This is a genomic window from Nitrospiria bacterium, from assembly GCA_036397255.1.
In the GTDB taxonomy this organism is placed as follows: domain Bacteria; phylum Nitrospirota; class Nitrospiria; order DASWJH01; family DASWJH01; genus DASWJH01.
The window spans coordinates 81361-105344 of the sequence record DASWJH010000046.1; the positions used below are offsets into that span (position 1 = coordinate 81361).

23 protein-coding genes are annotated in these 23984 nt (G+C 43.4%); 10 read left to right on the forward strand and 13 right to left on the reverse strand.

Annotated elements, in window-relative coordinates; genetic code table 11:
* Positions 1 to 31: 31 nt before the first annotated feature.
* Together VGB26_05875 and VGB26_05880 are read right to left on the reverse strand one after the other, a co-directional pair.
* Positions 32 to 1084, reverse strand: coding sequence for a zf-HC2 domain-containing protein (locus VGB26_05875; GenBank protein HEX9757311.1), 1053 nt, complete (start codon positions 1082 to 1084; stop codon positions 32 to 34).
* Positions 1081 to 1674, reverse strand: coding sequence for a sigma-70 family RNA polymerase sigma factor (locus tag VGB26_05880; GenBank protein ID HEX9757312.1), 594 nt, complete (start codon positions 1672 to 1674; stop codon positions 1081 to 1083). Before VGB26_05880 ends, VGB26_05875 begins: the two co-directional genes overlap by 4 nt.
* Before the next feature lie 183 nt (positions 1675 to 1857).
* Between VGB26_05880 and VGB26_05885 the strand changes: the two genes are divergently transcribed.
* Complete coding sequence (locus VGB26_05885; GenBank protein ID HEX9757313.1) at positions 1858 to 2493, forward strand: DedA family protein; 636 nt, start codon at positions 1858 to 1860, stop codon at positions 2491 to 2493.
* A 67-nt stretch (positions 2494 to 2560) separates the two neighbouring features.
* Here VGB26_05885 and VGB26_05890 read toward each other — a convergent pair whose 3' ends face one another.
* Positions 2561 to 4153, reverse strand: a complete 1593-nt coding sequence (locus tag VGB26_05890) for a peptide ABC transporter substrate-binding protein (GenBank protein HEX9757314.1) — start codon at positions 4151 to 4153, stop codon at positions 2561 to 2563.
* Positions 4154 to 4301: 148 nt separating this feature from the next.
* On the opposite strand from VGB26_05890, the gene VGB26_05895 reads away from it, so the two are divergent.
* The 3 genes from VGB26_05895 to VGB26_05905 all read left to right on the forward strand — a co-directional run bounded on the left by VGB26_05895 (position 4302) and on the right by VGB26_05905 (position 8143).
* A complete protein-coding gene (locus VGB26_05895) occupies positions 4302 to 5270 on the forward strand; it encodes a D-glycerate dehydrogenase (GenBank protein HEX9757315.1) in 969 nt (322 codons plus the stop codon).
* Positions 5271 to 5365: 95 nt separating this feature from the next.
* Entirely contained in the window at positions 5366 to 6757 is a 1392-nt protein-coding gene (locus VGB26_05900) for a Do family serine endopeptidase (protein HEX9757316.1), read from the forward strand.
* 3 nt (positions 6758 to 6760) lie between these two features.
* Positions 6761 to 8143, forward strand: coding sequence for a trypsin-like peptidase domain-containing protein (locus tag VGB26_05905; GenBank protein ID HEX9757317.1), 1383 nt, complete (start codon positions 6761 to 6763; stop codon positions 8141 to 8143).
* Between the two features lies 1 nt (position 8144).
* Here VGB26_05905 and VGB26_05910 read toward each other — a convergent pair whose 3' ends face one another.
* Positions 8145 to 8864 carry an arylesterase gene (locus VGB26_05910; protein ID HEX9757318.1) on the reverse strand — a complete coding sequence of 240 codons (720 nt, stop codon included), beginning with the start codon at positions 8862 to 8864 and terminating at the stop codon, positions 8145 to 8147.
* A gap of 62 nt (positions 8865 to 8926) precedes the next feature.
* On the opposite strand from VGB26_05910, the gene VGB26_05915 reads away from it, so the two are divergent.
* Complete coding sequence (locus VGB26_05915) at positions 8927 to 9598, forward strand: ABC transporter ATP-binding protein (GenBank protein HEX9757319.1); 672 nt, start codon at positions 8927 to 8929, stop codon at positions 9596 to 9598.
* Positions 9599 to 9618: 20 nt separating this feature from the next.
* Positions 9619 to 12144, forward strand: coding sequence for an FtsX-like permease family protein (locus VGB26_05920; protein HEX9757320.1), 2526 nt, complete (start codon positions 9619 to 9621; stop codon positions 12142 to 12144).
* Positions 12145 to 12283: 139 nt separating this feature from the next.
* Here the strand turns inward: VGB26_05920 and hflX are convergent, their stop codons facing one another.
* The 5 genes from hflX to VGB26_05945 form a co-directional block, all read right to left on the reverse strand.
* A complete protein-coding gene (hflX, locus tag VGB26_05925; protein HEX9757321.1) occupies positions 12284 to 13822 on the reverse strand; it encodes a GTPase HflX in 1539 nt (512 codons plus the stop codon).
* Positions 13823 to 14368: 546 nt separating this feature from the next.
* On the reverse strand, positions 14369 to 14503 hold the full coding sequence (locus tag VGB26_05930; GenBank protein HEX9757322.1) for a DUF2703 domain-containing protein: 135 nt from the start codon (positions 14501 to 14503) through the stop codon (positions 14369 to 14371).
* A 227-nt stretch (positions 14504 to 14730) separates the two neighbouring features.
* Positions 14731 to 15072 (reverse strand): hypothetical protein, encoded by a 342-nt coding sequence (locus tag VGB26_05935; GenBank protein HEX9757323.1) that lies wholly within the window; start codon positions 15070 to 15072, stop codon positions 14731 to 14733.
* A gap of 432 nt (positions 15073 to 15504) precedes the next feature.
* Entirely contained in the window at positions 15505 to 15681 is a 177-nt protein-coding gene (locus VGB26_05940; protein ID HEX9757324.1) for a hypothetical protein, read from the reverse strand.
* 21 nt (positions 15682 to 15702) lie between these two features.
* The gene (locus VGB26_05945) at positions 15703 to 15966 is read right to left on the reverse strand and encodes a hypothetical protein (protein ID HEX9757325.1); all 264 of its coding nucleotides are present in this window, start codon (positions 15964 to 15966) and stop codon (positions 15703 to 15705) included.
* A gap of 346 nt (positions 15967 to 16312) precedes the next feature.
* Here VGB26_05945 and VGB26_05950 point away from each other — a divergent pair, with 346 nt between their 5' ends.
* The gene (locus VGB26_05950) at positions 16313 to 16438 is read left to right on the forward strand and encodes a hypothetical protein (GenBank protein HEX9757326.1); all 126 of its coding nucleotides are present in this window, start codon (positions 16313 to 16315) and stop codon (positions 16436 to 16438) included.
* A gap of 27 nt (positions 16439 to 16465) precedes the next feature.
* Here VGB26_05950 and VGB26_05955 read toward each other — a convergent pair whose 3' ends face one another.
* Both VGB26_05955 and VGB26_05960 read right to left on the reverse strand, forming a co-directional pair.
* The gene (locus tag VGB26_05955) at positions 16466 to 17368 is read right to left on the reverse strand and encodes an SUMF1/EgtB/PvdO family nonheme iron enzyme (protein ID HEX9757327.1); all 903 of its coding nucleotides are present in this window, start codon (positions 17366 to 17368) and stop codon (positions 16466 to 16468) included.
* Positions 17369 to 17468: 100 nt separating this feature from the next.
* Positions 17469 to 18290 carry a hypothetical protein gene (locus VGB26_05960; GenBank protein HEX9757328.1) on the reverse strand — a complete coding sequence of 274 codons (822 nt, stop codon included), beginning with the start codon at positions 18288 to 18290 and terminating at the stop codon, positions 17469 to 17471.
* A 484-nt stretch (positions 18291 to 18774) separates the two neighbouring features.
* Between VGB26_05960 and VGB26_05965 the strand changes: the two genes are divergently transcribed.
* Both VGB26_05965 and VGB26_05970 read left to right on the forward strand, forming a co-directional pair.
* Entirely contained in the window at positions 18775 to 19302 is a 528-nt protein-coding gene (locus VGB26_05965) for a peroxiredoxin (protein ID HEX9757329.1), read from the forward strand.
* Entirely contained in the window at positions 19302 to 20036 is a 735-nt protein-coding gene (locus tag VGB26_05970) for a VIT1/CCC1 transporter family protein (GenBank protein ID HEX9757330.1), read from the forward strand. Before VGB26_05965 ends, VGB26_05970 begins: the two co-directional genes overlap by 1 nt.
* A 50-nt stretch (positions 20037 to 20086) precedes the next feature.
* On the opposite strand, the gene arsC is transcribed toward VGB26_05970, so the two are convergent.
* Entirely contained in the window at positions 20087 to 20443 is a 357-nt protein-coding gene (gene arsC / locus VGB26_05975; protein ID HEX9757331.1) for an arsenate reductase (glutaredoxin), read from the reverse strand.
* Between the two features lie 119 nt (positions 20444 to 20562).
* On the opposite strand from arsC, the gene VGB26_05980 reads away from it, so the two are divergent.
* Positions 20563 to 21159 (forward strand): FmdE family protein, encoded by a 597-nt coding sequence (locus VGB26_05980; protein ID HEX9757332.1) that lies wholly within the window; start codon positions 20563 to 20565, stop codon positions 21157 to 21159.
* A gap of 75 nt (positions 21160 to 21234) precedes the next feature.
* On the opposite strand, the gene VGB26_05985 is transcribed toward VGB26_05980, so the two are convergent.
* Entirely contained in the window at positions 21235 to 23727 is a 2493-nt protein-coding gene (locus VGB26_05985; protein ID HEX9757333.1) for a kelch repeat-containing protein, read from the reverse strand.
* Positions 23728 to 23984 lie beyond the last annotated feature (257 nt).

Here is a 23984-nt window from a genome sequence, read left to right on the forward strand (position 1 = left end):
ATTCAGATAGAAGCTAAATTATTATTTTTTTTTAGTTTTTTGGATAAAGAATGGTGAGTTTAATCTGGACAACAGGTGAATCTGATCTTGAACCCTCCAAATCTTCATTGGATGGAGAAGTTGGAATGGGTTGAGGAGAACCAGAAGGCTTTTTCAAACCGGCAATGGTTTTTTGTGGGCTTTCTTTGGACGGGGAAAAAACCTGGCCATTGACCACCGTCCCAAGAGAATTTAAACCGTTTTTAAACCGATCCACCTGATCCTTAGGAATACGAAGCATAAATACCTGTGAATCAGTTTGAGAATCTTCTTTTTTATCAAAATGGACCAGTAACCTTGATCGACCTCCCCCTACCTTCTTGATTAAATCATCCAGTTCTTGGGAAAAGATCTTTTTTTCAATCAAACTAGGGTCAGGGGTAAGCGTTATCCCAACCCTAGAATTCATATTATCGAATTCCTTTGGCCCAGTGTCCCCAACACTCCCCTCAGTGCTTGCTTCCATTTGCCTTTGCTGTATGGGAGATTCCTGGGCAAAATCGATCGTTGGTCCAGCATATGGATCCATTTTTTTATTTAAACCTAAAACCTCACCTTTTACTTTAGGTTCCTCTTCTTTGGGGGATTTTAAAGATTCGGAAAGCCCTTTCCTCTTCTGTTCAAGCAAGGCAACATCCTCTCGGGCTTCCGTCTGTTTCTCTACGGAAGGGGCCCTGGCAATTTGCATATCCTGAGGGACCTCTCCCCTTTTCAAAAGGAGCGTAAGGCCTATAATTCCAATTAACGCCACCGCATTAACTGTTGCAATGACCTTTATCGCTGGATAATTGCGTCTCCAGAAGGGACTTTCTTTCCTATTTTCCCCATCTTCCCGAATTCGGCCCATGACTCTTTGAGAAAAACCCGGAGGGGGTTGGATTGGAGGCAGATTTTTGACCGCTTTACGGGTTTGTGTCAATATTTCAGCCTCCCCCTGACAACGGGAACATGCGGATAAATGGGTTTGAATTTCATTAACCTTTTCCGAATTCAGGGAACCCTCGAAAAAATCTGAAAGGCTGTTTTGTATTTCATCACATTTCATGTTTTGTTCCTGCCTGATGAAAAATAGGGGGTCAACCATTTCTTTAATGATTGCCGGGCCCGGTGAAGCCGCGACTTTACTGTTCCCAAAGGAAGGTCTAAAATTTCAGCCATTCCCTCATAGGGAACTTCCTGAAAATCATGAAGGAGAATCAAAAGGGCTTCCTCTTGGGAAAGATGGTTGATTCCTTCCTGAACCCGTTTTTGGACTTCTTTCTGCTCATAAGCTTGAGAAGGGTCTAACTCGGAAGAGGAAATTTCTAAGCCCCCCTCCTCTGGACCTCCATGGGCCAAAGCGATCCTTTGCCAATCTGGTTTTAGTTTTTTTTTCCGGTTTTTTGCCTGGTTTATGGAAATTCTGTAAATCCATGTTGAAAAGCTTGAATCCCCCCGGAACTGTTTGATGGCGCGGAAAGCGGATAGAAAAACCTCTTGGGCCACCTCCGATGCTTCATCATAATTTCCTAACCAACGGTACAATAAATTGAAAATCCGATGCCCATACCGGATGACCAGTGCCTCAAAGGCCTCGGTCTCCCCATTTTGTACCCTCTGGACCCACTCCCAATCATTTTTTTCCTCCTGGACCATTAGACCGTCGAACCCAAAGAAAGTTCCCTTTAGACTAAGGGGAGATGGAATAATACTCGAAAACCCATTTAATTCTAACACATTGAAAACGGCTTATCCAAAATTCATTTTGAATTCCGGCCTTATCTGTTATACTCAAATTTTAATTTGTCCTGATATAATTTTTTTGGAGAAATTTTTCAGATGCATTGGATGATCACCCTTTGGTTTCAGTGGGTCCATGACTGGGGGTATACGGGGATCATCATCCTCATGGCCATGGAAAGCTCCATCTTCCCGGTCCCGAGCGAACTGGTGATCCCCCCTGCCGCCTACTGGGCCGCGCAGGGCCGTTATAACTTTTGGGGGGTGGTTGTAGCGGGAACCGTAGGGAGCTATATCGGAGCAGCGGTTACCTACTGGGTAGCCCGCTGGGCGGGGCGGCCAATTGTGCTTCGATATGGAAAGTATTTTTGGATTCCCGAAACAAAACTTCTTAGGGCAGAACGTTGGTTAGAGCGTTATGAAGCCGGGGGTGTTTTTTTTGCACGGCTCATCCCCGTTATAAGACACCTTATCGGTATTCCAGCCGGTATCGTAAGGATGAATTTTAAGATTTATTCCGCAATGACCATCCTCGGGTCCGCAATCTGGTGTTGGATATTGGCTTGGTTTGGGGCCAAAGTTATTGGAGATCAGCCTAATTTGTTAAATGACCCAGCCGAAATGGTTCATGTGTTAAAGGAGCGTGCTCTTTGGTTTGTCGGTCTGATTCTTCTCATTGCTCTTCTTTATTTTCTTGCCCTTAAACTTACCGCAAAACCCGCTAATACCGTTTAAATGGCTTATCACTCCTTTCTGTCATTTCAGGAGTATACGCGGTTGACATCTTTTCTGATGGGTAAATCTATTCAACCGAAACGGTTTTGAGGAAAAGAAGGTCCATGGCATTGATTTCCAAACCCTTCAGGTACGGTTTAATCAAAATATTTTGCGCAGCAATAAAAAGAGGCATTATGGGAACGTCTTCTTCCGTTAAAATACGTTGTGCCTCATCGTATAAACCCTGGCGTTTTTGAGGGTCCCTCTCCAAAGCGGCTTTTTGAATCAATTGATCATACCGCTCATTCTTCCAATGGGTATTGTTATTTCCGCTGGTGGAGGTAAACAGGTTCATAAAGTTATCGGGGTCCGGGTAATCCGCCCCCCAACCCAAACGAAACAAGGCCGGGGTATCGGTTGTAAGCCGCTTTAGGTAAACCTTCCATTCCTGATTATCCAAAACGACTTTAACCCCTAAATTTCGCTCCCACTGAGCCTGGAGGTTCTCTGCAATTAAATTGTTTTCTGGATTGGTATTAAACACCGCGGTAATTTTTTGGAAACCTTTTCCACCGGGAAATCCTGCTTCCGACAGTAATTTTCGGGCCTCCTCCGGGTTAAAAGAAAGGCCAATATTCGGATTAAAACCTGGCATCCCTTTTGGAATCCAAGAACTGGTGGGAATTTCTCCTCCTTTTAAAATTTTTGGAACCTCGTTTCGATCAATAGCCATGGAAAAAGCCTTCCGAACTCTTGGATCATTAAATGGAGGGAGAGTCACATTAAAACCGTAGTAGTAACCTCGTAAAAAAGGAAAGTTCAAATACTCTGGAGAATCCTTATAATGGGAAATAGCAATGGGAGGTAACTGAACCAAATCAAGGTCCCCGGTTTCATAAAGTGTAAGGGCCGTTGTACTTTCTCCAATTACAAAAAAAGTAACCTCTTCAAGTGTAGGTTTCTGATCATAGTAACGGTCATTAGGCTCAAGGATAACTTTATATTCATGATCCCATTTCTTTAATTTAAATGGCCCATTAACTACCATGTTTTTAGGGTCGGTCCAGTGATCCCCAAACCGATCATGGATATCTTTTCGATGAGGAAAAGTGGCGGTGAATGTGGTTATGCTGGGAAAGAAAACGATCGGTTGGCGAAGATCCACTTGGAGGGTTCGCTCATCCAAGGCTTTTATTCCCACCTTTTCTGGATCTTTAATTTCTCCCGAATTGTATTCAGCACCATTCACCACATCGAAAAGAAAATAGGCGTATTCAGCGGCGGTTTTTGGATCCAGCAGTCTTTTCCAGGAATATTCAAAATCATAAGCGGTCACAGGTTTCCAATCGCTCCAATAAACATTTTCCCGTAATGAGAAGGTATAACGCCGGCCATCCTCTGATATCAACCATCCTTCAGCAACAGCGGGAATCGGTTTAAGATCTGCATCAAATTCGGTCAAGCCGTCCATGAGATTTTCAATAATACGGATAGAAACATTATCCGTAGCCAAAGACCAATCCAAAGTGGGGGGTTCGGAGGAAATGGCCATTCGAAAAACTTGTTTTCCTGAAGAGGGGGTATCGGCCCTATTGGTTTTATTAAAACCATATATTCCAACCCAGAATAATAAACCAAAAACCAATGCACCCCATATCAAAAACCTAATTTTTACCATAACCCCTTTTTCCCCGGAAAAAGATATATGCCATTCTCTGGAAAGCCTTACTAAAAATCAAGGGATCATCTTAATTTTCTTGAAAGAATTAAATCCATGAATTACCATACTCACTTTTCAAACCCTAACCCTATTATCCGAGGTAGAAATGAAAAAACCGAAGGTACTGGTCACCAGTCGGCTCCCCAAAACGGTCATGGTTGCACTAAAAAAGCATTTTTCCATAAATTCATATGATAAACCCAAACCCCTAGCAAAACCCGAATTAATTCATAGGTTAAAAGGAATGGATGGAGTTATTTCCATGCTTTCGGACACCTTTGATCCAGAAGTCCTTCAAAAATCCCCTTCCCTTCAAATTATTTCAAATTACGCGGTGGGCTACAACAACATTGATCTTTCCGAGGCCAAAAAACGGTCTATAATGGTGACCAATACCCCGGGTGTATTGACGGAAGCAACGTGTGATTTAACCTGGTCTCTTCTTTTAGGTGTGGCCCGGAGGATCGTTGAAGGAGATCAACTGGTTAGAAAAGGGAAATGGAAAGGGTGGGCTCCCACCCTTTTATTGGGCCAGGAAATTTACGGGAAGACCCTGGGAATAATCGGAATGGGAAGAATTGGACAAGGGGTTGCCCGGAGGGGCCTTGGTTTTGGGATGAAAATTTTTTATCACAACCGATCCAGACTCACTCAAAAAATGGAAAAAAGTTTAAAGGCCCAATGGGTGTCCCTTCCAATCCTTTTAAAAAAATCCGATTTCATAAGCCTTCACACCCCACTCACAATTGAAACTTATCATTGGATAGGAAAAAAAGAATTGGGTCTAATGAAGCCAACCGCCATCCTAATTAATACCGCACGGGGTCCCATCATAGATGAGAAAGCCCTAGTTACTGCCCTAAAAAGGAAAACCATTGCAGGGGCAGGCTTGGATGTATTTGAAAAAGAACCGAAGCTTTCTAGAGGGCTAAGGAATACCCCCAATACGCTTCTTCTTCCACATTTGGGAAGCGGAACTGTGGAAACCCGAATTCGGATGGGTATGTTGGTTTTGGAAAACCTAAAGGCTTTCTTTAAAGGTAGACGCCCTCCTCACGCCATTCATCATCTTTAGAACCGATAGGCATGAGAGTTGCTTTCCTCGCAATTGGGTGATATGATTAAATTAACTTTGCTTTTTCCCTTAAAAATTAAGGAGAAAAGAATCCCATGACCCATAATAAATTCCCCTACTTCAAAGCCAAAGTGAGAAATGTATTTTTACCTCTCCTTTTTTTTGGTTTTACTTTCTTTCCTTTTCCGACTCTTTCATATGCAGATCAAAGCGGGACCGTGCTTTTGGGGCAAATTGAGAATGTTTTTACGGAAATTGCCGATACCGTTACTCCAGCGGTGGTCAATATTTCCCCTTTAACCGATGGACCGGAATCTCTTTCCCAATCCCCCAGGAGGCATCCGGATGCCCCAGGAAGTGGATCGGGGGTCATCATCGACCCATCCGGATTTATCGTCACTAATAAACATGTGGTGGGAGATGCTACTTCGGTGAGCGTAGGATTATCCGATCGAAGTAGGTTTACCGGAAAGGTAATTGGAAGGGATACCGATACAGACATTGCCGTTGTAAAAATTTCTGGAAATCACAATTTCCCGTTCGTTCCTTTAGGAAACTCCGACAAACTTAAAGTTGGCCAGTGGGTCATTGCCGTGGGTAACCCTTTCGGCCTTGACCGAACCGTTACCGTTGGCATAATCAGCGGATTGGGGCGAGAGCAAGTAAACCTCACCCGATTTGAAAATTTTATTCAAACCGACGCATCCATCAACCCCGGAAACAGTGGGGGTCCCCTCTTCAATATACAGGGGGAGGTGGTCGGCATTAATACGGCTATCATCAACTTTGCCCAGGGAATTGGTTTTGCCATTCCCTCCAATATGACGGAAAATATTGTCCGGCAACTGAGAACCACGGGAAAGGTCGCACGAGGATGGCTGGGGGTTGGTATTCAACCTCTTACCGAGGAACTTTCAAGTAAATTTGGAGCTGATGAAACGGAAGGGGTATTGGTGAATGAGATATTCGAAGGAGATCCTGCCGAGAGAGGGGGAATTCAAGCGGGGGATATTATAACCAAAATCGGAGAAAAAAAGGTCACTACCCCACGAACCCTCGCTAGAATCATTGCAGGAGTTATGCCGGGCGAAAAAATTAAGATTGATGTCATCCGCAACCAAAAACATAAAATCCTATCCGTGGTTCTTGGGGAAAGAAAAGACGGGGTGGTCCCCGCCTCCAACCCTTCCCTGGAAAAGGGGCCCAATGGCATTCATATACAAGAATTAACCAAAGCCCTTTCAGAAAAATTCGGTGTGGATGCTAAGTCGGGAGTTTTGATCACTGAAATCGATCCTGATAGCCCCGCTGCAGAAGGTGGTTTAAAGCAAGGGGACGTCATCCAAGAGATTAATCGGGAAAAGGTAGGTTCTCCAAAGGAATTTAATCAAATTTTAAAAAAAGTAAAAAAAGAGGAAGACCTTCTCTTTCGAATCATACGAGAAAATAGGGGCCTTTTTTTGGTGGTTAAACCAAGGGAGAAATAGAGGATGAATCAATTAAAAGAAATCAAATTAAAAACTTTTTTCCTTCTAGGAATCTGCTCTTTGATGGTTTTACTGGTTAATTCCAATGAGGCTTTTGGAAAGAAAAAAACAGAAGGGCTGGAACTTTTGGAAAAAATCCAAAGCGTTTTTGTGGATATTGCCGAACGTGTGAAACCAACGGTAGTGAACATTTCTCCCAAGGAGGGGGGTTCTTCTTCCCAAAACCGGAAAACCCCTAACGCTCCCCCATCCGGCAGCGGATCAGGAGTGATCATCGATCAGGAGGGATATATTATTACCAACAACCATGTAGTGGGCGAAGCCATGGAGGTGGAGGTCCGGCTTTCTAACCGGAGTAAATTTGTGGGAACCGTCGTTGGTAAAGATCCCGATACTGACCTTGCGTTGATAAAAATCCAAGCCAATGAACCCCTTGCCTATGCCCCAGTGGGAAATTCCGACCAAATCAAGGTTGGCCAATGGGCCATGGCAGTAGGAAATCCTTTTGGTTTAGATCGAACCGTTACCATTGGGGTGATCAGTGGCATCGGACGGGAAGGAGTCAATTTGGCCCGGTATGAAAATTTCATACAGACTGACGCCTCCATTAACCCAGGGAACAGTGGGGGACCACTTTTCAATCTTAAGGGAGAGGTCATTGGAATCAATACCGCAATCATCAACTTTGCACAAGGAATTGGTTTTGCCATCCCCTCTAATATGGCTAAAAAGATTTCCACTCAATTGAAGGAAAGCGGAAAAGTGATTCGGGGATGGTTGGGAATTGGGATTCAGCCATTGACGGAAGAATTGGCCTCAAATTTTGGGGTAGAAGAAAGTGAAGGGGTCTTGGTCAATGAAGTATTTGACGGGGACCCTGCTTTTCAAGCGGGAGTAAAACCCGGTGATATTATTATCGGGATAAATGGAAAAGTCGTCAATACTCCCAGTAGTCTCTCAAGGATGATTGCTGGAATCGCCCCTGGTGAAAAAATTGAAATTGAGGTAATACGGGATCAAAAAAAGGAAGTTTTAAAGGCCACATTGATTGAACGAAAAGACCAGGCCACCTTAGCAGCCATTCCCCCAAAACCGGAAAAAGACATTGGGATTAATGTTCAGGATCTGACCAAAGATTTAGCAGAAAAATTCAAACTTAAAGAAAGCAAGGGGGCTTTAATCACACAAATTGAGCCCGACAGTCCTGCCGATAAAGGGGGTTTAAAAGAGGGAGATCTTGTCCGGGAAGTCAACCGCACTATGATTGAAAACTCCGATGACTTTTACCGTGCCATGGATTCCACAAAAAAGGGAGAGAATGTTCTCTTAAGAATTCTAAGGGAAGACCGGGCATTTTTTCAGATTATAAAAACCAAAGAGGAATAACCTACCTTTTGGCCAAGTAAGGGATTAAAACCGGCCAGATATTTTCAACCACTTTTTGATATCCTTTTTCCGTTGGGTGAAGGCCATCGGTTTGGGTTAGATCAGGTTCTAAAACCACCCCCTCCAAAAAAAATGGAATTAGAGAGAGGTTGTAATTTTCAGAAAGGTCCTGGTACATTTTTTCAAACCCCCTTGTGTATTGTATACCGTAATTTCGGGGGAGTTTCATTCCCGCAAGGACAACGGTTACACCCGCCTTTTGAAACTTATCAATTATACTCCCTAAATTTTGGTAGGTCAGAGAAAGTTGAAACCCGCGGAGTCCATCGTTGGCTCCCAATTCCAGAATGACAATTTCGGGGTTATTTCTAAGAACCCAATCCACACGCCTCAATCCACCGGAAGTGGTATCTCCGCTAACACCCGCATTGACCACACGGTAGGAATACCCACTTTGATTCAGTTTTTCCTGTAAAATGGAAGGATAATTTTGTGCGGACTCCACCCCCAACCCCGCGGTAAGGCTGTTTCCAAAGGCCACCAGCGTGCGAACTTTTTTTTCAGTTTTGGGGTTTTCCTGGGGTTTTACCAAAAAAAGGGCTTCATGTTCTTCCACAGCGGGAAGAGAATCCTTTTTTTGATCACAGCCTGTTAAACCCCAAAGAAAAAGGAGACTACAAAAAAATATTAAGGTTTGAGTTATCCTGAAGCGGTCTTTCATTGTTGATCCTTTTTGTCATAGTGTATAATACTTTTTTAAAACCTTTCAAGAGCTCTATTTTTATGATTAAAGTTAAGGATCTTTTCGTAAATTATCGTTCCGGGGGAAAAAATATAACCGTCTTATCCGATATTTCATTAGAGGTGAATTCCGGGGAGGTGGTTGCCATTGTGGGCCCCTCGGGTAGCGGAAAATCAACGCTACTTGGAATGATCGCGGGACTGGATAAACCCCATTCGGGAACAATAACCATCAATGGCCAATCCCTGGAAGATTTAAACGAGGATGATCTCGCACTGTTCCGAAGAGATCAGGTGGGGATCATTTTCCAATCTTTCCATCTTATTCCCACCTTAACCGCACTTGAAAACGTAATGGTCCCTCTGGAAATGAGCAAAAACCTTGATGCCGCTGAAAGAGGAAAAAACCTTTTAGAGGTTGTTGGATTAAAAGAGAGAATGGATCATTATCCCGGGCAACTCTCTGGAGGAGAACAACAACGGGTGGCCGTGGCCAGGGCTTTTGCCAACCGTCCCTTAATCCTTTTAGCCGATGAGCCTACTGGAAACTTGGATTCATCCACTGGGAATTTGGTGATTGACCAATTGGTTCAACTTCATCGTGATTTTGGAACCACCCTTCTTTTGGCCACACATGACCCCGTTCTTGCTGGGAAGGCAAAAAGGGTGGTCACCCTAAAAGATGGCAAATTGGTGACGGATCGGCAGATTTAAGGAGGGAATCGCCAAAATATATGAATTCTTTTGTATGGAAAATGGTTTTTAGGGAATTTAGGGGTGAGGGTCGCCTTTTTTTCTTTTTTCTTTTTTGCATTGCAATCGGTGTCGGTTCTTTGGTCGGAGTAAATAATGTTTCATCCAACCTCGCAACAACACTTCAGGGAGAAGCCCGAAATCTTTTGGCCGCTGATTTGGAAATTAGAACCAACAACCACCCTCTTTCCGATAAACAGCTAAAGGAAATTCAAGAAATAGCCCCTGGAATCCATATCGGAAGGGTAACCGAACTAACGGCAATGTCCTTAAACCCGAAAAACGGGATTTCACAATTGGTGGAGTTAAAAGCCGTTGATTCAACCTATCCATTTTATGGGAGGTTGGAAACCGAACCCCCTTTAAATTCATTAAAGGAAAATCTTTCTCTACCCCAAAATGCCTTATTGATCCAGAAAGCACTCCTTTCCCGCCTGGAACTCTCTCCAGGAGATGAAGTGAAAATAGGCCAGAACCTGTTTACCATTGGGGGAGTACTTTTAAAGGAACCGGACCGCGTGGCGGGTACCTTCAGTTTTGGTCCCCGGGTTTTAATGACACAAAAAGGGCTTGAACAAACCGAGCTCATCCAACCCGGCAGCCGGGTCCGTTACCGTTTCCGGATTAAAATCCCTTCCTTTTTGGAACTGGAACCGGTCAAAGATCAAATAAAAGTCATTTTAAATGAGGGGGAAACGGTTCGTACCTTCCAGGAAACCCAACCCTCCATTGGGCGTTTCATAAAACGCCTTGGAATTTATTTAGGAATGATTGGTTTAATCACATTAATGGTTGGGGGAATCGGGGTTGCGAATGGTATCCGCGTCTTCCTAAAGCAAAAAATAGACACCATTGCTATTTTAAAATGTTTAGGGGGAACATCCAATCTCACCTTACAGATTTATTTTTTCCAGGTGCTGATGTTAGGGATTGGGGGCAGCCTTCTTGGGATTGCAATCGGTTATGGAATTTCTGAATTTCTAAAATCTATCCTAGAAAAGGTAATGGAAACCCAGTTAAGGTTTACACTGCTTCCTTCATCGGCTTTTAAGGGAATGGGAATGGGGCTATTAACCACTCTCTTATTTACCCTCTTGCCTTTATTGGGAATTCAAAAAATCCCACCCTTCAAACTTTTTAGACGTGAAATCGAAGAACCGAAAGAACTTAAGATGGGCTGGGTCGGATGGGGCTCTGCGTCCTTTTTTCTCATAGGCCTGGCCATTTTGGCAATATGGCAAGCTGGTTCAGTCAAATTGGGTTTCTTGTTATTTTCCACTTTAGTGGTTTGCTTTTTGATTCTTCGTTTGGCAAGCGGGGGGCTTTTAAAACTGATCCGCACCTCACTTCGACCACATTCCATGCCAATTCGCTATGGGTTAAGCAACCTAAGTCGCCCCGGAAATCAGACCCACACAGTTATTTTTTCAATTGGGCTTGGGGTTACTATAATTTTGGCCATTTATTTTGTGCAGTTCAGTTTGACGAATGAAATTCGTGAGAACCTTCCATCAGATGCACCCAGCCTCTTCTTTATTGATATCCAAAGGGACCAAACACAGGGGGTGGAATCTATTCTATCTAAAGAGACCTCCATCACCGCTTCCGAGCTTACACCCATTGTAAGGGCCAGGGTCCATTCAATCAATGGCACATCCATTGAAGAAATTAAAGTGGAACCCTCAAGCAACTGGTATTATTCCCGTGAATACGTGGTTACCTTTAAACAGGATCTACCCAAACACAACACCATCGAAAAGGGTGAATGGTGGACCCAAAAGGAATTAATGGAATCGCCCCTTATTTCCGTGGAAAAGGAGGCCGCGGAAGGTTTAAACATGGATGTTGGTTCAAAAATCGTTTTTGATATTCAAGGGGTGCAAGTTCCTGCAACGGTTTCCAGTATCCGCGAGGAGGATTGGGGAAGCATGACGACGAATTTTTATATGATCTTTTCCCCTGGGTCCTTAGATGGTGTTCCCTTAAATTATATTGCTACAGCCCGCCTTCCCCGGGAGGGGGAAACGGCCCTCCAGAACCAAATGGTGAGACACTTTCCAAATATCAGTACCATTAACTTGAGGGATATCTTAGACACGGTTTCTATCATGCTGGATCGGATGGGTCAGGTAATCCGTTTTATGGCGGGTTTCAGCATTTTCGCAGGGTTGGTGGTTTTATCCAACTCTATTTCCGCCTCCCGGGTTCAGCGAATCAGGGAAACGGCTATCTATAAAACATTGGGTGCAACCCGGCCCATGCTCCTTCAGGGTTTCGCAGTTGAATTTGTTTTGGTGGGAATGATTGCGGGGGTCATTGGGGTCACCTTATCAACATTGGTGGGTTGGATAACCGTTCATTTTATTCTTGAAATGAAGTGGCATTTTTCCATCTGGGGATTTTTTTTGGGAATCCTTTTTACCATGGGTTTAACCCTTTTAACAGGAATTTTTTCATCCTATCGTATCCTTGGCCAAAAACCTTTACCCATTCTAAAAGCTGAATAAATCTCCCTCTTTTTTAAATCCTTTAACCAATAAATTTCAAATCCCAACAGTCAAACTCCCTTCTTTTTAATTTTGATAATTGTATTTTTTAATCAAACCGGGTAATGCCTGCGGGGGAATATCTTCCCGGGGAATCGGATTAATGGGGGGCCCAAAAATGTTCTTCAATCGCCGTGGTCACCTTTGGGAGGGATTCCCGGTGTAAAGCCGAAATAGATATTGCTTCGTATTGAAGGCAGAGATTTTTCACTTCTACGGGGTCCCGTTGGTCTTCCTTGTTGAAAACCAATAGGCGGGGAATTGAATGCAGTTCAAGTTCAGACAAAATATTTTCAACAGAAACCATTTGATCCTCAAAATGAGGGTGGCTCACATCAACCAAATGGATCAACAAATTGGCATCCTTTAATTCATCCAAGGTTGGCCGAAACGCCCCCAGAAGGTCCGGTGGGAGTTCTTGAATAAAACCAACGGTATCTGTAATGATGATTTCCCTTTCACGGGGAAAACGCAACCTTCTAGTGGTTGTATCCAATGTTGCAAAAAGCAAATTTTCGGTTTTGATATGGCTTCCAGTAAGGGAATTTAATAGGGTTGATTTTCCCGCATTGGTATACCCCACAATGGAAACAATTGGAATTCCGCTTTCAATCCTTAGGCTTTTTCTCTCCCGGCGGGCATGGCTGAGGGTTTTAAGTTCTTTTTCAAGGCGAGTAATTTTATCCATAACGCGGCGCCGGTCGATCTCCAACCGGGTCTCTCCTGGCCCTCTCCCTCCTATTCCACCCGTAAGCCTTGAAAGGGCGGTACTCCGCTCGGCAAGACGGGGCAATAAATATTTTAATTGCGCCAATTCTACCTGGACCTTTCCGTCCCGTGTGTGAGCCCTTCTGGCAAAAATATCTAAAATCAACTGGGTCCGGTCAATGACTTTGAGTTCTGTTAATTCTCCAATGGCTTTCACTTGACCAGGAGTTAAATTTTGATCAAAAATGAGGAGCGTCGCCCCTTTCTGAAGTGCAGTAATAATTAGTTCGTTCAGTTTTCCTTTTCCCATTAGATATTTCGGGTTTAGGGTTTTGGGCCGCTGAAGGACCACCTCCAATACATTGACATTATCTGATCGGGCTAGCTCTTTTAGTTCTTCCACCGATTCCTCTTGGGCGGATCTATTTTTCATGGAAACAGAAACCAAAATCGCACGTTCACGCCTGTCCTTTAAATTGACTTGGGCCCCTAAAACCCGTTCCATTTCATCCTCTAAGGAGGAAATGAAGGCAAAAAAATCAAGGTGAAAGCGGTGAAAAGAAATCGGCCCCAAAATTTCAAAGGGCTTATTCTCTGGGTTAGGGGGAAGAAGATGGGCCACGGATATATCTCCGGGAAGCCCATTTTTTTGGACACCAATTGCAACCATTACATCCAAACGAAGAAGGGCTAAATCGTTTAAATCGTCCTTGGTGAGGGGTTCATTTTTAAGATGGGTGTGGAGGCAGCGAACCCCTCTGAGGCGTTTTCTTCCCAACCGGTAGTCGGAGAGATCAGGAATAACAATTTCCCTTTCATTTCCGACAATAACTTTATCAACCTCACCGCCCCGGTTGACCAAAAGACCGATCTGGCGTCCAATATCCCTACTGAGTTCCGCAAGAAAACGCCCTAATTCAGGGGTTACCAATTGATCCTTAGGAACTCTACGACGCCTAAGCCGCTCGAGCCCTTTCAGTTGGCTTGCTTTTAATCCCCGGATGTTCCCGAAAAGGGTTTGAATAGGAACCTGCCTCCTCTTCTAATCAGTTTTTTCATTTTAGCATAATTTCCCCGGAAAGGGATAGAAGAAGCAGATGTATGAGGAAAAGGGTTTAAAATTTTATAGGACAACATTCGGAACCCTTTTTCTCTTTAAAAAACGTCTTTAAACTCTCCGAACCCCTCCGGTCCTTGTTTTCAGCTATGAAAGATTTTCCTTTCTTTTCACTGATCTCTTTTAAGATGGCTTCAACAATCATTTTGGTTGGAGCTTCAGAATATTCTTTTCCCCGGTAAACCCATACCCTGCAGTTTACATTTCCCTCACAACCACAAACATGACTACAATCACCGCAGGGGTTTTCTTTGAAATCTAGGGCAATATCTTTCCCGTTGACCCCGCGTATGGTGGGGGAAGTTAAAAACCCCAGTAAACGGGCCTGTTTTAAGCTTTTGACCTGGATTTTTTTGAGCGTCAGGGAATATACCCAGAGTTTTTAATTCGGGTTGAAATTTTTCTAAGGGCCTCTTCAAGATTTTGATGGGTCCCAATACACCTTTTACAAGTGGATAAATCCAGGAATAGAAAATCAATTTTTAATTTTTTCATTTTGTCTTTCCCTTAAGGGTTGAATATTTTTCCCTTTATATTTAAAATGACGCAGAATTTCTAAAAAAGACGCAAAATTTTATTCAAAACTAAAAATAATATTTTTTTTAAGAAGTTATAAATATAATTTAAATTAAGACTTTAACTTTTAAAAGCAAATTAATGGGGAAAGGTTTGGTTTAATTGAGAGGTTTAAGAGAAGAATTGAAGGAAAGGAAATGACCCTTCTAATCAACAAGAAACTGGTGGTTCATCCCTAAAAGAAAATGAGGTTTTCCCGTTTCGGTATCTACCATAAAACAGAGCAAAATATAATTCCCCGTTTCAAAGTTTGCAGTGAAAACCCCCACTTCACCTTTATTTAGGGGGTGCATATTGGCTATTGTCCGCCCGGAAGCGGACAAAGAACGGCCGGCCTTAAAATTTGAGAGAAAATCATTTACTGTTTTTCCAGGGTGGAGACGAAAAACAACTAATTCGTGGGTTATGGTTCCAACGTTACTTACCCTGATGTTTCGAACCCCGGGATGAACAGAGCCGGTTGGTTTTATTTCAAATTCGTAAACCATTACATCAAGATCCTCTGAAAAAGGTTTGATTAAAGGATCAGTTTGGGTCTGAGCAAAAACTGGAGAAAATAAAAACAAATGGAAACATGAAAGAAGAAAAAAATAGAGGACGGGGAAATGAATGGGAATTTTCAACCGAATTAGGTCCATGGATAAACCCTAAAAACCAAGAAATTTAAAATTTACCGAAGAATCACATTTGGCAATTCTAAGACTACCGCAAACAGGAAACCTGTCAAGTAAGGGCAAAGTTTTTACTTATATTTCAGTAGGTTAAAACTTTTCCGGCTCTTCGGGGGAAGGGGTTCCTTTTTTTAAAGTAAGGAAATAACGGTTTTTTCCCATTAATAAAATTTGGGTCTTCGTGTAATCGAGTGGGTAAAAATTGTTAAAAAGTGTTTAAGGTCCATCAGGGCAAGGGTCAAGTCAAAGTCATTCTGTGGTTGAAGCCTTTGAAGTATTAGAGGTTCCTGCAAAATCCAGTTCGTCATTCCCGCGAAAGCGGGAATGACGGGAAGGGCCTGGATTTCCGCTTTCCCCTGCCTGCAAGTGCCCGCCGGACAGGCGGGTAATGATAAAATTTACCCACTCACTTCCACGATGAGCCAAAAAAACTTTATTCCTCGACGTTTATTTCCGCTCGAATATACGACTGGATTCATAAAAAGGTGTTTGTTCCACATAACTCTTTTTGCTTTTTGGCTTTCTCTTTAACCAATTTCTTTCGGATCTTTGTCCAACCAAAAGACCCAGCAAAAAAATCGCTCCGGTATAAACGATTACATACCGAGCATAGATTTGGCCGACAAAATAATCTACCATATAGACTAAAACCAACATAAAAATTAGCGACCCAATGTAGAATATCTGGCGCAATCCAAGGCCCTTAAACATTTTGGTCCGCTGACCGCTTTCGCTCCATCAACTGACCTACAAAAACCCCTAAAATAAATAAGGCAACAGTGTAAATGGAAACGGAAAAAATATACAGAAAAACGTGTCTCATGGATAAAATAACCAAACGAAATCAGATCCACATTATAAATTTCCCATCTCCTAAGTGTCAAGGAAATTATCTCCTTTTTTTAAACCCCAATCCGGTTTTTTCCAAGGCAACAAATTTGATTTTTCTCTACTTTTTTCTTGGGGGTCACTAAAAAATACTTGACTTTAAATTAACAAACCCGCGAGAATAGCAGAGTTCATACAACCTCAAACAACAACTAGGGATTGTTTACAAATGATGGACGCGGAACAAAAAAAGGAGCGGAAAAAATCCATATTTGATTTAATTGTTTTGGTGGGAATGGTGGCCAATATTGTGTTGGCTGTTTTCATGTTACTTTACTACTTTGATCTTTTTTAATTTAATTAAATCTCTCCATACCCTTTATCAACCCTCCTTTTCCAAAGGGTCCATTACACATCGAAAACCAATCGTCACACCGGATTGATGGGGTGCCGCAGCAAACCGTTTGGGTGTCCGTAAATTAGCTGAAGAATCATTCCAGGAACCTCCCCGGTAGCCCCGGTGCTTTCCCTGATCAGGGCCTTTTGGATTTCGAAAAATCCCCTCCTGATAATAATCAGGGTCATACCAATCAGCGACCCATTCAGCCACATTTCCGGCCATATCATAAACCCCAAAAGGGCTTCTTCCTTTTTCAAATTTTCCCGGGGGCGCGGAATATCGATATCCATCGACTTCGCTCTCGCTATTGACAAAATCTTCCGAAAAATGATTACCCCATGGCCATTTCAAAGCCCTGTCTCCCCTGGCAGCCTTTTCCCATTCGGCCTCGGTGGGCAACCTTTTTCCGATCCATTTACAATACTCGTTTGCATGCTCCCATGAAACCCCCACTACGGGAAGTTCAGGCCGGTTAATCAAAGAGAGGTCATCTTCAAAATAAGGAATGACGGGTTTAGGAAACTTAGTCCCCTTAACAAACCTGGAAAATTGGTCATGGGTAATTTCATAAAGGTCTATATAAAAAGGAGAAATATACACAACCCGTTGGGGAATCTCATCAGAATCCCCCTCGGCGGGTGGGCTCCCCATGGAAAAATGTCCCCCGGGAATAAAGACCATCTTTCCCCCATCGTCAGTATCAACTAATTTAAACTGGCTGTAATCTCTCTTCTCAGCCTCCACAGTCGGTTTAGTGGCTTTTAAATTATCAACCAACTTTCTGGTTTTATTTAACTTCCAATTCTCATAGATAAAAAAACCAACCATCAACACAAAGGAAATAAAGACCAATGCTACACCGATGGTATAAGAATCTTTTTTCATTTTTTAAATTCCCAAAAAAAGTCTCAATGAAAAAAGGGGCAGGCCCATCAAGACCTGCCCCTTTTTAATAATACAAATTAATTACGTTTCAACTGGGTTTTTATTTGGCCGCAAACACAAACTCGGCTTTTTCCTTCCCTCCAGCGGTAAAAGTCACATTGGTTTCCTGCTTTCCAAGAATGGGGTGCCAGGCGTAAACCTCATAGGTCCCCGGAGGAATTTGATCGATCGAAAAGGACCCGTCCTTACCTACAATTGCATAGTAAGGGTTTTGTACCGGAGTAAAATAGGCATTCATGTAGTTATGCTGATCGCACTCCAAATACAGGATACTTCCCTTTTTTTCCTTTCGCAGTTTTACCTTTTTCTCAATGGATCCCCCTTTTGTTGGTAAGGGGAGATTGAAAATGGTGGTTGAGCTGGCCCCCAACTTTTCATAACTATGGGGATTGTGTAAAACACCATCTGCTGCCTTGGGGTCACTGGGATCGGCATCCAAGTTCGTCACTTTAATTAACCCTTTGTTCAGCACAACACCTACAAATTGCGAAGCACCCCCTTGTACTAGAAAGCGACACGTATCAGCGGTCACCTCGGTTTTATCTAACTTCATCGGTTTTCCTTTTTCTACATCTTCAAGAAAAACAACAACATCTGAAAGTTTTCCATCGTTCACGGAAACTTCTTTAAGGAGACGGTGACCTTTCCCATCGGAATCTGCCTTACCACAAAATTCGGCCTGAGGGAATTTAGCAAATTCAAATTCTTTCGGAGGAGGGACAGCACCCTTAAAAGAAACTGTTCCTGTTAATGTAGCTCCATTTTTTACTGCAATTTCTTCGTAAGCTTGGACGGCAGAAGCCCCCATAATACATGCGGCGCCAAGTACCGCCAAACCAATTATAAACCTATCTCTTTTCATTGATCTTTCTCCTTACTTAAAGTTTTAGGACCTTTTGTTTCCCATTCTAAAGGGGAGATATTTACTCCCCCTTCTTTGACTAAAAACCCTTATAAAACAAACTCTTTCAAAAAAGAGGGGTGAATAATCATAAAATTAAGGAAGGTACTAAAGGCCTTTCAAAGGAAAATAATCTACTTTAAAAAATGGGTGTTGTCAAGATTAAAATCCTTACCTTTTCTGATGTTGGCTCCTTCCAAATGGTTTCTCTCAACGTTTTTTTTTAAATAACCTTCTTTTCACATGGATTAACTTTGTTTTAATATTGCCTTTGACGAACGGTTTCCAAATTTTATTCAAAACGGTTAAATTTATTTTAAAAAAAGCCATTTTCTTTGAATTTCCTTTGTTGACAGAAGAATAAAAAAATCGCTATTGTTTATCTTTTTTTGAAACCTTTTTAAATGGAAATAGGATAAAAAAATAATTTGGACAAGGGAGTAATATGCTGACCATTGGTGACCCAGCCCCGGATTTTTCTTTAAAAGGGGTTTATCAAGAAAAGATAAAGACCTACACCCTCAAAGAAAAACGGGGGAAGTGGTTGGTTCTCTTTTTTTACCCAGCGGATTTTACCTTTATCTGCCCAACAGAGGTAGTTGGTTTTAGCGAAAAATCCAACCTCTTTCAATCCGAAGGGGCACAGATTTATGGGATCAGCATCGATCCTGTTGAAAGTCATCAATCTTGGGCGAAAGAACTGGGCGGAATTTCCTATCCCCTTCTCGCAGACCCGGAAAAAAAAACGGCCATGGCCTTTCATGTTTTGCACCCCTCAGAAGAGGTGGCCCTCAGGGCCACCTTCATTATCGATGGGGACGGCATAATACAGCATAGTACAGCTTCCCACATGAATGTAGGGCGAAGTGTAGAGGAGACCTTGAGGGTCTTTCAAGCCCTTCGTACAGGCCGGTTGTGCCCTGCAGGCTGGAACCCGGGAGACCCGACTGGTAACCTTGAACACAAGTACTGATGGTGAGCTTACAGACCACTGAGGAAAAACGAAAAAGGATTGAAACCAGGGGTCGGATCCGGGAATTTGTTTTCGGGATTCAAGACGGCCTCATCAGCACCGTGGGACTTTTGGCCGGGATGCAAGCGGCGGGAACCACCCAGTTTGTCATTCTCATGGCAGGAACCGCCTCGGTTTTATCCGGGGCATTTTCGATGGCTGCGGGATCTTTTTTATCCTCGAAAGCCGAAAAGGAAATTTTTGATCACGAACTGGAAAAGGAAGCCCAGTTCGTAGAAAAAGAACCCTACCTTGCCCAAGAAGGACTCCTTCACGCACTTCACGAAGAAGGACTTCCTAAAGAGACTAGTTTTCGAATCGTTAAACTCCTTCATCAGGAAAAGTCTGTTTTTGTCTCCACCTTCCAAGAAAAGGTTCTCGGTTTAGGAAGTGCTGATGTGAATAACCCGGTCTTAGCCGCCCTGGTCATGGCCATCTCTTTCATTCTCGGAGGGGTTATCCCTTTAACCCCTTTTTTTGTACTCTCCCCTAAAATTGCTTTGGGGGTTTCCGTTGGCCTTGCCGGCTTGGTTCTGTTCGTTGTAGGCGTGTTTAAAGGGTATCTGGCGGGGCAGTTTTGGGGACGTTCAGGGTTGGAATTTTTGGCCATCGCTCTGGTGGCATCTGCCATCGGTTATGGTATCGGCTTCATCCTGGAGCGGTTCGTGGGAACCCCTCTCCCGGCAGGTTTATAATCTCAAAAAAAAATGTCCATCGAACCCCAGAGGAATCCTTCAATCTCTCTTCATAAAATCTTGTTCACGTTCTCAGGAGGCCTACCCAGAACGGCTTTTCCATTGGCAACCACAATGGGCCTTTCTATCAAAATCGGATGAACCACCATGGCATCAATCAATACCTTCCTGCCTTTGGAGGGATCATTCAGTTTTAGGGAAGTATATTCCTTCTCTTTCTTTCTCATCAAATCTCTGGGGGCCATTTCCAATAAAGTTAAAAGTTCTTCTAACGCCTTTGGACCGGGAGGGGTTTTTAAATATTCCACCACTTTGGGTTCTATTCCTTTTTCCCGGAGGAGGGCCAAGGTCTCACGGCTTTTCCCACACCGGGGGTTATGATAAATCACCACTTCTTTCGGTCCCATAGAAACCTCCCTTTCATTTTTTTGTTATTTTAAAAATCATTCCATCAGAAATCAACCATTGACTCAAAGGAAAAGAAGTTCTTATAATTAAAAAAATCGCCCAATTTTAAGGAGATCATATGTTTCAAACCTTTGAACAGGTTGTGGCCTTTCACGGCCATCTGTGCATGGATATCGCACTAGGGTATCGCGTGGCCAAAGCCGCCCTTGAGGAACTCTCCTCCCAAAGACCCAAAGACGAGGAGCTGGTGGCCGAGGTGGAAACGGACTCCTGTTCTGTGGATGCCATCCAAGCCGTCACGGGTTGCACCTTCGGAAAAGGAAATCTGTTCTACCACCCGAATGGTAAGGCAGCCTATTCTTTTTATGATCGAACATCGAAAAAAGCCATTCGGATTTATTGCCATTTTTGGAAGGGGTTCGATGAGGGTGAAGGAATCGATTTCATGAATCAGATGAACAAAGTGCTCGCTGGAAAAGCAACCCCAGAAGATGTTTTTACCTTCCAAAAAACAATGGAGAACATCTCCAAACGGATACTGGATGCCCCTGCCCAGGAGTTATTTACCATCAGCCACATACAAAAAACACCCCCTTCTCCCGCCCGGATTTTTAAATCCAAATCCTGTGATCAGTGCAAGGAATGGACAATGGAAACCTGTCTCCATCAAAAAAACAATAAAATGCTTTGCCCCTCTTGTTTCAAATCCACCTGATTCCCATCCCTAATGGATAGCTCCAAGGAAGAAAATATTAATTTCCTCTCCCGCTTTTCGGTCACACCAAGGGGTTTATTCTAATAATTCTGCAGATCCCACAACTTGAAAATTCCCCCCATGTGCATCTCCCCCTGCAATAAGAACCTGTTCATCCAACAGAATCGTCGCCGTGTGGGAAAACCGGGTAATGGCCATACTGGCAGTTTTCCCGAAAACACCACCGGTAGAATCATAAAGCTCAGCGCTTGAAAAAATATTGTTTTGATCGAAACCTCCAGTGAATAAAACCCTCCCCCTGCTCAATAAAACAGTAGCGGTGTGATTGATCCTAGGCCGGGTAAGGGACCCCGTTAACAGGAACTTTTCTTCGGTGGGGTTGAAAAGTTCGGCACTGGAAAGGTAATTGGACCCAAACCCTCCTGCAATCAACACCTTCCCATTCGGCAAGGTGTTGGCCGTGTGTCCGAAACGGGCCTCCATCATTTCCCCAATCAACCCAAACGTTCCTGTTGCGGGATCAAAAATCTCAGCACTATTTAAAATTTTATTTTTATTTCCTCCCCCCGCAATCAGCACTTTACCACCGGGAAGAAGAGTCGCCGTATGGGATTCCCTGGGGTCAATCATGCTTCCCGTAAAACTGAACCTCCCGGTTTGTGGGTCATATATTTCGGAACTTGCAAAAATGGTGTTATTGTCAAACCCCCCGGTCACGAGAACCCGTCCGTCCCCCAAAACCGTGGCGGTATGATTGGATCGAGGGACAGACATATGCCCCGTAGGTATAAAGGTTTCACTCAAAGAATCGTATAATTCCGCAGTGGAAAGAAACCCTTTTCCAAACCCTCCTGCAATCAGGACTCTTCCATCCAGCAGGGAAACAGCGATATGGTTGAACCGCTCCTCTCCCATATTAGCAATTTTGAAAAACCCATTGGTTCCCGGGTCAAAAATCTCCGCACTGGAAAGAACCTGTTGGCCTTGATTAACCCCCCCCGCGATTAAAACGGTTCCGTTAGACGGGAGAAGCGTTGCCGAATGCCCGCTACGGTTTTCGGTTAATTTGCCCAGACTTTTAAATAAATCGCCTACAGGATCATACAATTCTGCTCCAATCCTGAGGGTCGTTCCCCCTGCAATGAGAACTTTTCCATTGGGCAAAAGGGTTACGGTGGATAGAAAACGGGTCATCGTCATTTCCCCTAACACGGTGAATGACTCAGAAACCGGATCATACATTTCCGCGCTTGAAAGAATACCTGACCGCCCGAAACCACCCAGAAGGAGGACCTGTCCAGTGGGTAATAAAACAGCAGAATGAGATCGCCGGCCTTCATTTAATTGTCCCACCGACTCAAATAGACCCGTCCCTGGGTCATACCAATCCGCACTGGCTAAAAAATTTCCATCGCCATCTATTCCCCCGGCGATCAGAATTTTTCCATTCGCTAATAGGGTGGCCGAATGTGAAAAACGGGGTTTCGTCATGAATCCAGCCGGTTTAAACAAACCGGAAAACGGATCGTAAAGTTCCGCGCTGTCCGAAACATTACCACTTGAATTTTTTCCTCCGGCAATGAGAACCTTTCCCCCCGGGAGGAGGGTGGCTGAATGATCAATGCGCCCAATGGCCATGGGTCCGGTCTCCACAAATTGACCTGTTGAAGCCTGATAAAGCTCCGCACTCGAAAAAATATTAATTTGGTCAGACCCCCCTGTAATAAGAACATTGCCATTGGTTAACAAGGTTGCGGTGTGATCCACCCGGGCATTCAATAAACTTCCCGCCATCCGGAACCCTTGTATGGATGGGTCATACATTTCAGCCTTTTTCAAAAACCCATTTCCAAAACCCCCGGTAATGAGAACATTGCCATTGGGAAGCAGTGTTGCCAAATGACCATTTCGGGGTTCCGCCATGTTCCCCGTGCTCTCAAAGGACCCTTTTGATATGTTATAGAGTTCTGCACTATCGTAAATGGAATTGGTAATATCTGTTCCTCCCGCAATAAGAACCCTTCCATTCTTTAAAAGCGTAGCGGTATGGGCAATCCGTTGATTTTTTAAACTCCCTGTTTGAACAAAACTTTTTCCCGTTTTCATCACAATAACCCCAAAGGTACTGAAACCCATGGTTGTTCCGTTCACTTTATTCTGGACCATATCAACGGAAGATGATTGAACCCCGACCCACCCCCCCGCCAGGAGTTTTCCCAAAACAAAATTAGCTTCATCTAAATCCGAAAAAAGAGCGGCTTCCTCATAATGAATAGAAATGGTTACCGGTTGAGAAAAAATAATACCACTGGGTTCAAATTGGTAGGAGGAATCTATTTGAAGAAAAGGTTGTGTGGTGATTTGTGTAATGCGAATCAAAACATCCTGAGAAAGGGCCCCAGGAGGAATGGTTACCGTTGCTTTTCCATCCGGGCTGGTAACCGATCCCCCCTTGGGCCCTACGATCACTGAGGGTTGGCCATTGTCAACGGAACCCCCACAGGATGGGATTAAAACAGAAAACAGGAAAAAAAGGGCAGGAACTTGAATGTAATTCAATTTAAACACGAACAGACTAATCTGCTCCGCTATAGGTTTCCAGTTAATCCATTGGTTTTAAAGGGGAGCATTGTATAAATAAATTATCCCGAGGTCTACCTTTTTCTTCCTCGCTTATCATCATATCCCCAAACGAGTAGTATATCTCTTTTATTCTTACTTTTTTGACCCCTTTTCCCAATAGGATCAAAAACCAGTTTTATATTAAAATTTTAAAGGAAATTGAAAAATGAAGGAAGGATCAGGGTGAATTGCAAGGTAAACCA